The organism is Niastella koreensis GR20-10, assembly GCF_000246855.1.
Taxonomy (GTDB): Bacteria; Bacteroidota; Bacteroidia; order Chitinophagales; family Chitinophagaceae; genus Niastella; species Niastella koreensis.
This window is the reverse complement of the sequence record NC_016609.1, coordinates 3170251-3184939: the sequence shown is the minus strand read 5'-3', so window position 1 is coordinate 3184939 and position 14689 is coordinate 3170251. Positions and strand designations below refer to the sequence as shown.

The 14689-nt window shown below is 43.9% G+C and carries 10 protein-coding genes; 7 read left to right on the top strand and 3 right to left on the bottom strand.

The window, feature by feature from the left end; translation table 11 throughout:
- The first annotated feature begins 89 nt into the window (after positions 1-89).
- The 3 genes from NIAKO_RS12630 to NIAKO_RS12620 all read left to right on the top strand — a co-directional run bounded on the left by NIAKO_RS12630 (position 90) and on the right by NIAKO_RS12620 (position 4732).
- Positions 90-2777 carry a 4-alpha-glucanotransferase gene (locus NIAKO_RS12630; RefSeq protein ID WP_014218816.1) on the top strand — a complete coding sequence of 896 codons (2688 nt, stop codon included), beginning with the start codon at positions 90-92 and terminating at the stop codon, positions 2775-2777.
- A 175-nt stretch (positions 2778-2952) separates the two neighbouring features.
- The gene (locus NIAKO_RS12625) at positions 2953-3978 is read left to right on the top strand and encodes a mandelate racemase/muconate lactonizing enzyme family protein (RefSeq protein ID WP_014218815.1); all 1026 of its coding nucleotides are present in this window, start codon (positions 2953-2955) and stop codon (positions 3976-3978) included.
- 250 nt (positions 3979-4228) lie between these two features.
- A complete protein-coding gene (locus tag NIAKO_RS12620; protein WP_041346697.1) occupies positions 4229-4732 on the top strand; it encodes a hypothetical protein in 504 nt (167 codons plus the stop codon).
- Positions 4733-5865: 1133 nt separating this feature from the next.
- Here NIAKO_RS12620 and NIAKO_RS12615 read toward each other — a convergent pair.
- Positions 5866-6201, bottom strand: a complete 336-nt coding sequence (locus NIAKO_RS12615; RefSeq protein WP_014218812.1) for a DUF6686 family protein — start codon at positions 6199-6201, stop codon at positions 5866-5868.
- A gap of 202 nt (positions 6202-6403) precedes the next feature.
- On the opposite strand from NIAKO_RS12615, the gene NIAKO_RS12610 reads away from it, so the two are divergent.
- Entirely contained in the window at positions 6404-6877 is a 474-nt protein-coding gene (locus NIAKO_RS12610) for a hypothetical protein (protein ID WP_133055352.1), read from the top strand.
- Positions 6878-6962: 85 nt separating this feature from the next.
- On the opposite strand, the gene NIAKO_RS12605 is transcribed toward NIAKO_RS12610, so the two are convergent.
- Together NIAKO_RS12605 and NIAKO_RS12600 are read right to left on the bottom strand one after the other, a co-directional pair.
- Complete coding sequence (locus tag NIAKO_RS12605; RefSeq protein ID WP_014218810.1) at positions 6963-9425, bottom strand: TonB-dependent receptor; 2463 nt, start codon at positions 9423-9425, stop codon at positions 6963-6965.
- Positions 9426-9638: 213 nt separating this feature from the next.
- A complete protein-coding gene (locus tag NIAKO_RS12600; protein ID WP_014218809.1) occupies positions 9639-10481 on the bottom strand; it encodes a sigma-70 family RNA polymerase sigma factor in 843 nt (280 codons plus the stop codon).
- A gap of 812 nt (positions 10482-11293) precedes the next feature.
- Between NIAKO_RS12600 and NIAKO_RS12595 the strand changes: the two genes are divergently transcribed.
- The 3 genes from NIAKO_RS12595 (at position 11294) to NIAKO_RS12585 (ending at position 14635) form a co-directional block, all read left to right on the top strand.
- On the top strand, positions 11294-11914 hold the full coding sequence (locus NIAKO_RS12595) for a hypothetical protein (RefSeq protein WP_014218808.1): 621 nt from the start codon (positions 11294-11296) through the stop codon (positions 11912-11914).
- Between the two features lie 91 nt (positions 11915-12005).
- On the top strand, positions 12006-13799 hold the full coding sequence (gene lepA / locus NIAKO_RS12590; RefSeq protein WP_014218807.1) for a translation elongation factor 4: 1794 nt from the start codon (positions 12006-12008) through the stop codon (positions 13797-13799).
- 200 nt (positions 13800-13999) lie between these two features.
- The gene (locus NIAKO_RS12585) at positions 14000-14635 is read left to right on the top strand and encodes a PH domain-containing protein (RefSeq protein ID WP_014218806.1); all 636 of its coding nucleotides are present in this window, start codon (positions 14000-14002) and stop codon (positions 14633-14635) included.
- Positions 14636-14689: the final 54 nt, after the last annotated feature.

Here is a 14689-nt window from a genome sequence, read left to right as displayed (position 1 = left end):
TGCTTGCTATAGTTTTGCATTGAGCATGAACATGTTATCAGGCTTTACCCCCTGTTTAAAAGCCGGTGCATGTACTTAAAAACACTATTATGACTATCCATTTTTATATAAGATTTTTCACCCGGCCCGGCGAATCCCTTTTTGTAACCGGCAATACCGACGAGTTGGGAAATAACGATATTGACAAGGCGCACCCGTTAACCTGGCTTAGTCACGACCTTTGGACGGGCACGGTAACCATTAACAATCCACAAATCGACGTCATTCATTACAGTTACATTTATAAGGGCATGGATGGTTACCAGGTGCAGGAGTGGGACGACCATAAAACCATTGACATCTCCAAAAAGCCCATGCAGGAGATCAGGGTGATGGATACCTGGAACTCTGCCGGCGAATTTGAGAACGCTTTTTATACCGATCCCTTCCAGGAGATCCTGCTCAAAGAACAGGAAACCCGCAGCAAGGCCAAGGCCGTAAAAAATGCCACGCACTATTTTAAAGTAAAAGCACCATTGCTGGAGAAAAATGAAGTAGTGTGCCTGCTGGGTAGCAACAAAGCTTTAGCCGATTGGGACCAGGAAGAACCGGTATTACTGCACCGTGAAAATAACTGGTGGGCGGTAAAACTGCATTTACCAAAGGAATCATTCCCCATTCAATACAAATACGGGGTATATAATATAAAAAGCAACAGCTTTGTACGGTTTGAAACCGGGGAAAACCGCTGGCTGCATGGCGATGCCCTGGTAAACACCCTCACCATTTTACACGATGGCTTTGTACACCTGCCTAATACAACCTGGCGGGGCGCCGGTGTGGTGTTACCCGTCTTTAGCTTACGCAGCAAAAACTCGTTTGGCACCGGCGAATTCACCGACCTGAAGCTGCTGGTTGACTGGGCCGTAAAAACCGGCATGAAGATGATCCAGATATTGCCGGTGAACGACACCACCGCCACCCATACCTGGATGGATTCTTATCCTTACGCCGCTATCTCGGCATTTGCCTTACACCCGCTGTACCTGAATATTACAAAAGTGGCTGGTAAGGAATTTGCCGACCTCATAAAACCGCTTAAGAAAAAGCAGGTACAGTTAAATGAGCTGGCCGAAGTAGATTATGAAGCCGTGATGCATGTAAAGCTGGCCGCCATTAAGGAATTGTACATGGTGCAAAAAGAGAAGTGGTTAAAAGACCCTGATTTTGCCAAGTTCTTTTACCAGAATGAACACTGGCTGGTGCCCTATGCGGTTTTCTGCAGCCTGCGCGATCGCTTTGGAACGGCCGATTTTAACCAATGGAAAACGAATAATATTTACAATAAAGAAGCCATCCTGAAACTGGCTTCGCCCAAAAGCAAACAATACGATGAGGTGGCCATCCATTACTTTACGCAATACCATTTGCATAGCCAGTTACAGGAAGCTGCCGCCTATGCGCATAAGAATGGTGTAATTCTGAAAGGTGATATTGCCATTGGGGTATACCGTTATGGCAGCGATGCCTGGCAGAAGCCCGAACTTTATCATATGGAAATGCAGGCCGGCGCCCCGCCAGATGATTTTGCCGTACGCGGGCAGAACTGGGGCTTTCCTACGTATAACTGGGAGCGTATGGCGGCCGACGGGTTTGAATGGTGGCACCAGCGGTTTGTACAAATGAGTAACTACTTCGATGCCTTCCGCATCGATCACATCCTCGGGTTCTTCCGCATCTGGAGTATTCCCATGCACGCTGTAGAGGGAATCATGGGCTTTTTTGTGCCCGCATTACCAGTGCATGTAGAAGAGCTGGAACAACGCGGCATCTGGTTCACGCCGGTTCGGTATTGTCAGCCATACATCAACGATACGGTGTTGTGGGAAATGTTTGGCCCCAATAAAGAAAAGTTCTATCCCTATTTGGATAGTGCCGGAAACCAGTTCACGTTGAAACCAGAATTTGCCACCCAGCGACAGGTGGAATTGCATTTCGATGCACTGGAGCGCAGTGAAGAAAACCAGCACTTGCGGCAAGGCTTGTACGATCTTATTTCCAACGTCATATTGTTTGAACAACCAGGGTCGAACGGGCGGGAATTTCATTTCCGCATCAGTATGGAAAACACCACTTCCTTCAAACACCTGGAAGGGTATGTGCAGGATAGACTGAAGGAATTGTATATAAATTATTTTTACCAGCGGCAGGAACATTTCTGGATGCAGGAAGGGTTACGTAAATTGCCGGCGCTAAAGCGGTCGACCAACATGCTTATTTGCGGGGAAGACCTGGGCATGGTGCCACAGTGCGTTCCGGTGGTAATGAAACAGCTGGGTATTGTGAGCCTGGAAATTCAACGGATGCCCAAAGACATCCACAGTGAGTTCTTCCATCCGGCACAGGCGCCGTACCTGTCGGTGGTAACGCCATCAACGCACGATATGAGCACCATCCGCGGTTGGTGGGAAGAGGACCGCACAAAAACGCAACGGTTCTTTAACACGGTATTGGGGCAATGGGGCGAAGCGCCGGCCACCTGTGAAGCGTGGATCAATAAGGCCATTGTGATCCAGCACCTGCAATCGCCTGCCATGTGGGCAACATTTCAGCTGCAGGATCTGTTAGGCATGAATGAAACCCTTCGCCGCGAAAACCCGGCGGAAGAACGCATCAACATCCCGGCCATTCCAAAACATTACTGGCGGTACCGGATGCATTTGACGCTGGAACAGCTGCTGAAAGAAAAAGAGTTTAATGAGGAAGTTGAAGAGTATGTGAAAGACTCAGGAAGATGAATGTGATAATTAGATAATTCGATAATTTGATAATGGAAAAACGAATAATTAGAGATAGGAAAATGGAAAGCTATTATGCAAATAAAAATCACACGCTCCGGGTATCGTGAACCTGTATTTCATTATCACATTATCATATTATCACATTATCAAATTTGCAATTTGACGATCCACGATGAAAGTAGCTTATAAGACTATCAACTTACCGTTCCGTTACCCTTTTACCATTTCAAAAGGCACCAAAACCCATCAGCCGTCCCTGATCGTTCAACTCGAAAACAGGGGCCTGGCAGGGTATGGCGAGGCGCCGGCGATCACGTATTACAATATTCCCGTTGAAAAAATGGTGGCCGACCTGGAAGCGAAAAAACTGTTTGTTGAAAAATTCGCCTTTACCGACCCTGAACGCTACTGGCATTACCTGCATCATTTATACCCGCAAAATAACTTCCTGGTGTGCGCACTGGATATCGCCGCCTGGGACATGTATGGGAAGATCCGCAATCAACCCCTGTACAAATTATGGGGGCTTGACAATACAAAAGCGCCTGCTACCGATTATACCATCGGTATAGACACCATTGACAAAATGGTGGCCAAGATGCAGGAAAAACCATGGCCCATTTACAAGATAAAACTGGGCACCGGTCAGGACATTGAAATAATGACCGCCTTACGCAAACATACCGATGCCATCTTACGTGTTGACGCCAATGCCGCCTGGACGGTTACCGAGGCACTGGAAAAATTACCAGCGCTGAAAGACCTGGGGGTTGAATTTGTAGAACAACCACTGGCCAAAGACGATTGGGAAGGCATGAAACGGTTATACAAAGAATCTCCACTGCCATTAATAGCCGATGAAAGCTGCGTGCTGGAAGCTGACGTACAAAAATGCCACGGGCATTTTCATGGCATCAATATAAAACTCACCAAGTGCAGCGGTATTACACCTGCCCGCCGCATGATAACCCAGGCCCGTGAACTGGGCATGAAGGTAATGGTAGGCAGTATGAATGAAAGTACCGTAGGTTCGGCCGCCATTGCCCATTTGAATCCCTTGCTCGATTATGTGGATATGGATGGCCCGTTGTTACTGGCCGAAGATATTGCCACCGGGTTACAATATGAAAATGGAAAAGTAACCGTTAGTGAAACGCCGGGGTTGGGAATCCAGCTTACCGGTAAGTCGAATTTATAATCTTTTGCCCCCTATATGAAACCCTCCAGGTGTTATTTGCTATTAGTTGTTCTCACAACTAAATATGATGCAGGAAATGTAGATATCAATGTGGTTCCAAAGAAAAATCAACTGGTTATTGCTACCGATAACAGGCAACGGCAAACATTACCTGTTATATTTTCGTAAAAGAATGCTGTATTGGTAAAAATGGCTATCTTACCAGTAGAAGCATAAAAGGAAGACCATGAGCTTTAATTGTAAACTATCAATGTTCGCAGGTTTAATCATTTTGGCTATTATTAGCTGTAAGCCGGATAGTAAATCAAACACCTTTCTTGCACAAGCTGCTATAACTGCTTCAAACCAACCCAGCACTTTTTTTAACAGTGTGGAGCGCGCTTCGTTCAAATACACGCAAAGCACTTTATTTAAAACCGGCAAGGTATCGGCGCCACGTCTTACACTCGCTGCAGACTCAACCATTCATTACCGGGGAAAAAAATACCTGACCAAACTGAAGTATTACGACGTTCAAAAAAAGCTTTTCGGGTTTGGCTCACTGGCTACCAGTAATACAACGGTGCTTTTATTCACCAAAGACAACCAGTTTCATACCCTGGAAGTAAAAGGGGTAGGGGGCTACGAATTTATGGGCGTCAAAGACGACAGGTATTATTTCCGGTTTACCCAGCAGGATGCCACCACCTGTTTTTCTTTAAGTTTATATCAACCCGAGGTTAAGATAACAGAATATACTGTTGAATCTGAATAACAATAAAAAACACGCCCTGCACAAAAACAGGGCGTGTTGCCAGGAAAACATACTTGCATGTGGGTTGTACTTCACAAAGAAAACTTATTACAGCTATGCTTCCCTGTGCGTGCCGACTTATTGTTTATTCCTAATAACAATAACAAGGTAACGCTGTTTTCACAGCATATATTTTTGAAATAAGTATAAACTATTCAGAAGCTTTACCGAAAAACACTGGTTGGAAGAGTGGCTATAGGTATATCACTTACCTGAAACCGAAGTTAAGGCCCTCATTGAATATAACAAAAAAATAATCCGAAATCAATAAAAAAACCCTCCCGATTGCTATCAGGAGGGTCAATCTCTTTGGATGGTTTCCAAAAGGATCATTGAATCTGGTCTTTCATTAAATTGGATAATCGCTACAAATCGTTCTGAGCGAAGTCTAAGGAGACTTTAGGTACGGAATACAGGTCTACGGATCGCGCTTCAAAGGGTACAAATCGGTTCAGGTTTTTCAATAACGGATTAATGGATCTTGGTGCTACAAGGATTCAGTTCGGGTTCAAAGAGTACCTGGATCTTGTTTCAGAGTACGGTTTAGTTCTTCATTGGATTTTTGGATAAGCTACATATCAGGGTTACCAGGGTTGCTAAAAGATCAGGCCTTAACGGGTACGGTTGGGTTTCTCAGGGTTTAATTGCTACTAATCAGATCAAGGGTTCACAGCCCGGGTTTAGGGCTTTAAAAAAAGGTCTTTTAAGGTCTACGTGCTACAGCTCAGGTTCAGGGTACAAATAAATTCGGGTCTTTTTTACGGTCTACGTGCTATCATTCAGGCTTACAGGACTCCCCATTTTGGGTACGGATAAATGCGGGTCTTTTAGGATCTACTGCTATGGTTCAGGTTCAGGCTAAGGTTTGTTTTCGGCTTCATTTGTATTGGATTGTTATAACGATGTAAAAATACACTCCCCGGGCACCCTATTGCAAATTTTGACCAACCTGCTTCTATTAATTGATTATTAATGCCTAAAACGGATAAGCACATATACTTAGTGATATGGGCTGGAGATAGTATCCGCATAAAGAAAATCCTCCTGGTATATAGGGAGGATTTTCATATCAGGTATAGGTTATTGTAACAATATTATTCACCGCTCAGCAGGCTCATTAACAGCTGCGATTGCAATTCGGTTTCAGCCATATCCAGCATCTGATGTAATTGTTGCAGCTCCCGGGTGCTTAATAAAATACGTACCCCATCGCAGGGAACGGGAATGGCCAGTGTTTTTCTATCGATAGTAGCAGCATCAATGGGTGATTCGTTGAACATCCGTTTTACAAACTGAAAGAAATCATAAAAATCAGGCCGGTTCCAGGTAAGGAGTAAATTACCAAAAGCCACCTGTATGGAATCGCAGGCCCGGCACAGGATCACATAACCGCATTCGTCGTTATGAAACAAGGTCTGGTAAGTGCACATAAGGTATTAATGATTTTAATTATGAGTTTATGTAGCCTTGTAATGCCTATTGTGGAAGCAAAAATAACCCAGCCAGCGCTGCGCGGGTTGCCAGAACGGGAAATCCACTTACGCGAAAAGGAAAGGTTGCTTGCATCTTCCATGAAAAATATGTTTCTTGTATGTGTCCGTATTACATAAGAACGAATTCCAATATCAGCCCATGTACATCTTTAACAAAGAAAGAAAACGACTGGAACCAACCTTAACGAAGTGTCAGTTTTGTGAAACGGGACATTCCTCCAGTATGGAAGACAACTATTTCGTACCCCTGTTTAAAGAAAATGACAGAACCAATGTAATTGTTTACCGCTCGGTAAAATACAATAAGCTTCCTGTAGGCATCCCAAGATGCAAAGAGTGTAAGTCGATACATATTCTGGCCGCCGGCAGAGCGGCGCAAATTGCTTGGGGTGTGGCCATAGCAGTGGTGATACTGATCTTCGCCATCTGGGGCATTTGGGGCATCTTTGGCATTTTTGGTGGTTTGATCATTGGCTTCGCCGGCTCCTGGTTGTTACAGGTAAAACTGGTAAGTGACAAAGGCATTTACACCAAAGAAGAGGGCGCCAAACAAAATGAGGCGGTGCAGGACCTGGTAATAAATGGCTGGTCGTTAAAGCAGCCTACAGCATAAAACTATTGCATTCATATGCATAAACAAAGGGTGTACCCGCAACAGGTACACCCTTTTCATGTATTTGATGTAAGCGAAATTCTTCTTAGAACTTGAATGCTATGCTGGCGCCAAAATTTCTGAGCTTTTGTGGTATAAGACTGCTATAGCCTACCCAATATTTCTTATTTGTGAGGTTATCCAGCTTAACCGATAACCTGAACTTTGGTTGATCATAAAACAAAGAGGCATTCAATACCGTATACTCAGGTAATATAAATGTACCCAGGTTTTTACTGTTCATTACTTTATTATCACTGGCATAATTACCGCCAAAACCAGCTCCCAGCCCTTTTAATTGCAGGTTTTGCAACCGGTAACTGATCCACCAGTTGGCTACCCAGGGCGAACCAGCCGTAGCTGGCCTCAAGCCTTCTACATTTTCATCGGTTGCTTTCTCATATTTTGAGTCGTTGTAAGAAACGCCGGCTATCAGGCTTAATCCATCAATGGGGCTGGCAACGATCTCGGCATCCACCCCCTTGCTTATTTGTGTTCCATCCTGTATAGAAAACAATGAATTACCGGGCATTGGCCGTATTACATCTTTTACCTTTATCTGATATACACTTAAAGAGGTGGTTAATTTACCATTGAAAACATCCAGTTTTACCCCGCCTTCCAATTGATTGGCCTGTTCAGGTTTAAAGTCATTGTGTTTATCATTGCTGCTGCCAGTAGGGTCACCGTTTGTGCCGTATTTATTTGTAAACGAATTCTGGTAATTGGCAAACAGCGATACCTGGTCTTTTACCGGTTGAAACACGATACCAAACTTGGGTGACAGAAAGGTCTGATTATAAGGAACGGAATTTATATACGTTCCGGTGATGTCATCAGCCGGGCCACGGTTATTAAAATGATCGAGCCGTAAGGCTGCCAGTACCATTAAGTTATCGGTTATATTAAACAGATCAGATGCATACGCGCTGTAGGTATTGGCCATAAAATTGATGGGGTAAGTAAAAGAATACCCCTTATCCATATATAACCTGTCCAGGTTAGTGCGGTTGAAATTCCGGTAGGTAGGAATTTCACCCACTGCATAAATGGTATCAAACGTATTGCCTGAAAAATACTGGTCAGAAAAATGATGCGTGAAATCAAGTCCGCCTGTAAAGCGGTTCCTGAAACCACCGATTGTAAAATCACCGGTAAAGTTCTGTTGTAATTCAATAACCTGGTCTTTGCTGTTATCTGTGAATTGATCATTTCTTGAGATGTAACCGCTACCTGTTTCCGAAGTGTTTTTTACCGCGCCGGTTGACAAGAGATAAAAGTAGGGGGAAGCGCCATCGGAATAACTGTTGGTAACAGACAAAGAGGTTTGCGACTTCCAGTTATTGGAGATTGTATAGTTCATTTGACCAAAGAAATTCATGTTCCTGGAAGTCTGGTACAGATCGTCGCTTGCATAAGAGCGTTTATAATCAATATTAAGCTGATCGGCCCTGTTTGTTCCTAAGGAAGAGACCGTAAGATCGTACGGGAAGAAATAAACGTTCAGGCCTGTGTTCTGTCCGCTGTAAAACTCAGCGTCGAGTAAAAAGTTCAGTTTGTTGTTTACTTTATAAGAAAGGCTGGGAGCAAGAACAAATCCCTTATTCCAGCCATTATCCATGAAACTGCCATCATATCTGTACAACGCATTTACGCGGAATAAGACATTTTTAGCTGAATCGAGTGGTGAGTTAATATCAACCGCAACCCGGTTGAACTCGAAACTACCGGTTGAATAACTGACTTCACCGCCCAAATGATCATATGGCTTTTTGGTAACCCGGTTCATTAAGCCGCCATAAGAAGTAAGTACATTGCCAAACAAAGTAGCAGAGGGCCCTTTAATTACTTCCATTTTTTCCAGGTTGGCAGCATCTGTTAAAGCGGCCACATTACCGGCAATGCCATTGCGCAAGGTGCTTTGTACTATAAAGCCACGCATATTATAATAACTGCCCCCGTCACCGCTACGGCCGGTAGCATCCCACATTTTTTGTACGCCAGGCGCATTGCGTAAGGCATCGTCAACCGAAAATACCAATTGTTCGGTAAGCAGGTTTTTGCCAATGCTTGTATATACCTGCGGGTTTTCCATGTTCTTCAAGGGCATTTTCGACACATAATCACTGCTTGAGATGGCATATCCTTTACGGCCGCTGGTTACCACTACTTCCTGCAATTGTTTGGACGACAATTTTAATTGAATGGAAACCGCCGTTATACTATTGCCATCTACCCGTACAGGTTGTACAATTGTTTCAAACCCAACCTGGGTAATCTCGATCTCATAATTTCCTGATTTTATATGTACCAGGGTGAACGTGCCATTTTCTTCGGTTATGGCTGCTTTTTTGGTGCCTCTCAGCACTACGGTTACAGAGGCGGCAGGTTGACCATCAGCGGTGGTAACCTTTCCTTTAATTGTGCCAAAACCATCAGTGGGATTTTTTGCAAAAACGCTGAAAACGGTGCTAAATAACAGAGCCAGAATAAATGAGAACCTTATCATTGGGAATCTAGTTTTCAAAATGTATCGTCCCGTTCATCATTCAACAGGATGAACCGGTGAGGCAAATGTAGTGCTGTCAACACCGGGCAGTTTTCAAAAAAGGGAAATCCGTTTTCGCAATAAGGAAAAGATAAGCAATAGAGGCCCATGTAGAAAAACAATGGCTGGTCGTATAACCAGCCAATAGTATAAGAGCGCGAATTTTTTCATTCTTCATTTCTTTCGTACTTCCTGCAACGCAGCCAGTTTATCCGGATTTCTAACAAAATAAACCCGGTGTATTTTTACATTCCGCCATACAAAGATCTGGCAGGTTGCCAGCTGGCCATTCACGTAATAGAACAGGGCAGGGTGATGGTTTACCATAGCCTTTACAGCCTGAATATCCTGGTAAAACTTATTATAAATACCCGCCAAAAAGGCCGAAGCACTTTCTATACCCACCAGCGGGTTCAGCGCAGCAGCCACCTTACCGCCACCGTCCGAAACCACCATTACATCATTGGTCAGCAGCTGTTCCAGCCTTTTAACATCCCCGCTCCGGATTACGTTTATGTATTTATCCAGGTAATCAACAGAAGTTAAAGCCACTTCCTTAATGGGCTCATTATGAAGAATTGCCCGGGCGCGGCTGAGTATTTTTCTTGAATTTTCAACGCTGATGTCCAGCACTTCAGCGATTTCCTCATGATCATAATTAAATGCTTCTTTCAGTATAAACACCGCCCGTTGTTTGGCATCCAGCTTTTCAAGCAATACCATGAGGGAGTAAGAGAGAATGTCTTTCTGGTTCAGATCGCCATCAGCAGTTTCCGTAGCTACCGGTTCGGGCAACCAGTTACCGGGGTAACCCGATTTCATTTTCTGCAATTTGTTGCGTGCATTGATGGCGCGATTGATTACCGAACGGGTTAGATATGCCTTTTCGTTCTCAATATCAGTACCGGTACGGTTAATCATCTCTAATAAAACATCCTGTACAACGTCTTTGGCATCCTCATAGGAGCCGAGGATGTTATACGCGTAGGAAGTAAGTAGTGGTCGCAGGGAATCCATATGCAAATTTAAGTAAGGAACCTTTTATTTATCAAACAGAAGACCTGAGCAGTTAAATTTAAGGTCCGGTTCGTTGAATGGAATGGGATATTAAATAGTTTTTCCCTTTCATAAATCCGGATGCAGCTACAGTTTTAAAATTAGCGAGGCGGTGAAATTAATTATAACGGTTCCAGATCAATTGCCTGTCTCAGTTAACAATTTTAAGGGCTAATAATTCAATTTACAGCTCTTCTAATTTAAGTTACGAACCTCTTTAAACGAATGGGCGGGTCAACAAGTCAATTTACAACCATCATCAATTAATTGAGAGCTAACCCCTGTGGGGATTTTTTATAACCCGGTGGGAATTCGGAATTCCCACCGGGATTTTGTATTTCCCATCGGGTTTTTAGAATTCCCGCTAAAAAACGTTCTTTCCCTCCGGGTTTTCTTATTTCCCATCTGGATTTAATAATTCCTGTTGGGTTTTGTTATTTCCTTTCGGGAAAAGTAATTATCTGCCGGCTTTTCTCAATTCCGAACGGGATAAGCCATTTCCTGCCAGGCAATCACTTTTCCTTCCAGGTTTTTGTGATTACCGTCAAGAAAAGCTACTTATCAATCGGCGCCTGATTGTTTTTAGTAAATTATACTTATTTTTAATTTACCCGGTCATCAAAAGCAAACCAATTGACCAGCATCTTTAGTTAAGCCACTCTTTTTAGTCAGCATTTTTTTACAGTGTATTATAACAGGTAAGCAAACGCTTATAGCTGTTTCATTTAAAAGGCATATAAAAACTGGAACCAAAAACTGTAAAACAACTGATTATGGAAAAAAGACTGGTTTTAAATTTTAAAGAAACAAAGGATATTGATCTGTACTTGATTGCCTCTTCAGTAACATACCATATGAATGAGAATGAGCATGGATGTTTTCCCGACCCGGGAATGCTGATCATAGAGCTTGCCGAAACTGCTGCTCAATTCAAACAGGCTATGTCAGACGCCCACAACAAAGACCGTCAAAAAATTTCCGTTAAAAAAGATCTTAAGGTTTTATTGATTAAAAAGTTAAAGGAAGTAGGAGCGTTTGTAAAAACCGAATCAAATGGGTCAGAGTTGGCCTTGTTAAGCAGCGGATTTCCAATTTTCACGCCTAAAGAGGAAATTATAATTAAACCACCCACTGATTTCAAAATTCTTCCCGGCAGTAGTGCCGGCGAAATCATCATGAAAATTAGCAGGGTACACGGCGCCAAATCCTATCTGTACCGGTGGACGCCTGCTCCCGCCACAAAGGGCAGCTTATGGGCAAGTGAAATAGACACCCGCTGCAAAAAAGTGATAAAAGGATTGCCGCTGGGAATAAATTACTGCTTTCAAATGGCGGCAATAGGGTCAAACAGCCAGATCGAATACACTGAGCTTCTTACCCGCTACATTTCCTGAAAACCTTAACCCGAATTCAACCCACTTTTACTCCGTAATCCCACTAAAATCAGTTACTTTTGCGGGTATTTTAAAGGAGACAATCGACTTAATGAAGAATATCCGCAATTTTTGCATTATCGCACATATTGACCATGGTAAAAGTACCCTGGCAGACAGACTGTTACAAACCACCAATACCATCAGCGAACGGGACATGATGGACCAGGTTCTGGACGATATGGACCTGGAGAGGGAAAAAGGGATAACCATCAAGAGCCACGCCATTCAAATTAACTATAAACATTCTGATGGTCAGGAATATATCCTGAACCTGATTGACACCCCCGGACACGTAGATTTTAGCTACGAAGTTAGCCGTGCACTGGCTGCCTGCGAAGGCGCCCTGCTCCTGGTTGACGCCACCCAGGGTATTCAGGCCCAAACCATCAGCAACCTGTACCTGGCCATCGATAACGACCTGGAGATCATCCCGGTTATCAATAAAATTGATATGGATGGCGCCATGATCGAAGAGGTAAAGGACCAGATCATTGAACTGATCGGTTGCAAACCAGACGATATCCTGCTGGCAAGCGGACGTGCCGGTATTGGCATCGAAGGCATTTTACAGGCCATCGTTGAACGCATACCAGCCCCCGATGGCGATCCACAAAAACCTTTGCAGGCGCTGATCTTTGACAGCGTGTTCAACTCCTTCCGCGGTATCATCGTGTACTTCCGGGTACTGAATGGCACCATCCGCAAAGGCGATATCGTAAAATTCGTGTCTACCGATGCAGATTACGAGGCCGCAGAAGTGGGGATCCTCAAACTTAAGATGACGGAAAAGAAAGAAGTAGGAGCAGGAGATGTAGGTTACCTCATTACCGGTATCAAGAACGCCAAAGAAGTAAAAGTGGGTGATACCATCACCCTTAAGAATAATCCTACACAGGAAATGATCAAAGGTTTCCAGGAAGTGAAACCAATGGTTTTTGCCGGGATCTTCCCGGTGAATACAGATGAGTTTGAGGAATTGCGCGACTGCATGGAAAAACTTCAGCTGAACGACGCCTCTCTTACCTACGAACTGGAAACCTCACAAGCCCTTGGCTTCGGTTTCCGATGCGGTTTTTTAGGTATGCTGCACATGGAAATCATCCAGGAACGACTGGAGCGCGAGTTTAACCAAACTGTGATCACCACCGTTCCCAACGTGAGCTTTATTGCTTACACCACAAACGGTGAAAAGGTGATTGTGAACAACCCTACACAATTCCCTGATCCTGTAAAAACTGACAGGATTGAAGAGCCTTACATCAAAGCCCAGATCATTACAAAGCCTGAGTATATCGGTAACATCATGACGCTTTGCCTTGGCAAACGTGGCATTTTGTTGAACCAGAGTTATCTTACCACTACCCGGGTAGAGTTACATTTTGAAATGCCCCTGACAGAGATTGTATTCGATTTCTACGATAAATTGAAGAGTCAGACCCGTGGATACGCCTCATTCGATTACCATCCTATTGGCTACCGCGAAAGCGATATCGTTAAGATGGATATCCTGCTGAACGGCGACAAGGTGGATGCATTGAGCGCATTGATCCACCGTGCCCGCTCCCAGGATTTCGGTCGCAAGCTTTGTGAAAAATTGAAAGAGTTATTACCACGTCAGCAATTCCAGATCGCCATCCAGGCTGCCGTAGGCGCCAAAGTACTGGCCCGTGAAACTATCAGCGCCATGCGTAAAGACGTTACTGCCAAATGTTATGGAGGTGACATCAGCCGTAAACGTAAACTGTTGGAAAAACAGAAAGAAGGTAAAAAGCGTATGCGCCAGATAGGTAATGTGGAAGTTCCGCAGGAAGCCTTCCTGGCAGTGTTGAAACTCGACGATTAAGCGAAATCAACAATCGAAATATTATTCAAAGCCCTGACACTTCAGTCAGGGCTTTTTTATTATCAAAAAAATATGTAATATCGAATAAGGAACTGCTATAATCCCACGACAAACATGCATCTTTTCCGTAATATTCAAAATATTTTTCCCCTGTTTGCCAGGTTAGCACTTTTCAATATTTATTGTTTCTAAATTACAGTATGCGAACACCTCTGCAAAAAGGCGAAAAGATCTTACTGGTAACCCATACCAGCTGGGTTAAACTTATTATTCCGGTAATTATAGCCCTGGCCGGCTGGGTTGGTTCTTATTTTATTGGCTTCCTGGACCATTATGGCTGGATTGCCGCTCTCATTGGCTCCCTGTATTATCTGGCAGTGTATTTCTCCTGGAAGGCAAGTATTTGGGTAGTGACTAATTTCCGGGTAATTGATGAAGCCGGTTTACTCAATCATTTTGCCAAAGAAAGCCCGCTCGAAAAGATAAATAATGTCTCCTACGATCAATCACTTTGGGGTCGCATGCTGAATTTCGGACATGTTAAAATTCAAACAGCTGCGCAAATTGGGGCTACAGATTACTTTAATGTGCATGGTCCCAAACGCCTGAAAGACACTATAACGCTGGCGCAAGCCGAGTTTCAAAATATTCAACTGGCCAACCAGGCCCAGCATATGGCTACCGCCATGGGCATACAGGCCGGAGAGGTTAAATATTCATCTGGCTCAACCAGTAGTGGCATAGCCTCGGAACTGGAAAAGCTGCACCAGTTGAAACAACAGGGCGTCATTTCCGAAGAAGAATATATTAAAGCGAAGAATAAATTACTTGGATAAAGACACGGTTCCAGGTTCCAGGTTTCAAGTTACCGGAAAACCATCATTATTGCC

What these genes read in the sequence shown, in the direction of transcription:
- NIAKO_RS12630 (WP_014218816.1), top strand. Translation starts at nt 90, where the DNA reads ATGACTATCCATTTTTATATAAGATTTTTCACCCGGCCCGGCGAATCC.
- NIAKO_RS12625 (WP_014218815.1), top strand. Translation starts at nt 2,953, where the DNA reads ATGAAAGTAGCTTATAAGACTATCAACTTACCGTTCCGTTACCCTTTT.
- NIAKO_RS12620 (WP_041346697.1), top strand. Translation starts at nt 4,229, where the DNA reads ATGTTCGCAGGTTTAATCATTTTGGCTATTATTAGCTGTAAGCCGGAT.
- NIAKO_RS12615 (WP_014218812.1), bottom strand. Translation starts at nt 6,201, where the DNA reads ATGTGCACTTACCAGACCTTGTTTCATAACGACGAATGCGGTTATGTG.
- NIAKO_RS12610 (WP_133055352.1), top strand. Translation starts at nt 6,404, where the DNA reads ATGTACATCTTTAACAAAGAAAGAAAACGACTGGAACCAACCTTAACG.
- NIAKO_RS12605 (WP_014218810.1), bottom strand. Translation starts at nt 9,425, where the DNA reads ATGATAAGGTTCTCATTTATTCTGGCTCTGTTATTTAGCACCGTTTTC.
- NIAKO_RS12600 (WP_014218809.1), bottom strand. Translation starts at nt 10,481, where the DNA reads ATGGATTCCCTGCGACCACTACTTACTTCCTACGCGTATAACATCCTC.
- NIAKO_RS12595 (WP_014218808.1), top strand. Translation starts at nt 11,294, where the DNA reads ATGGAAAAAAGACTGGTTTTAAATTTTAAAGAAACAAAGGATATTGAT.
- lepA (WP_014218807.1), top strand. Translation starts at nt 12,006, where the DNA reads ATGAAGAATATCCGCAATTTTTGCATTATCGCACATATTGACCATGGT.
- NIAKO_RS12585 (WP_014218806.1), top strand. Translation starts at nt 14,000, where the DNA reads ATGCGAACACCTCTGCAAAAAGGCGAAAAGATCTTACTGGTAACCCAT.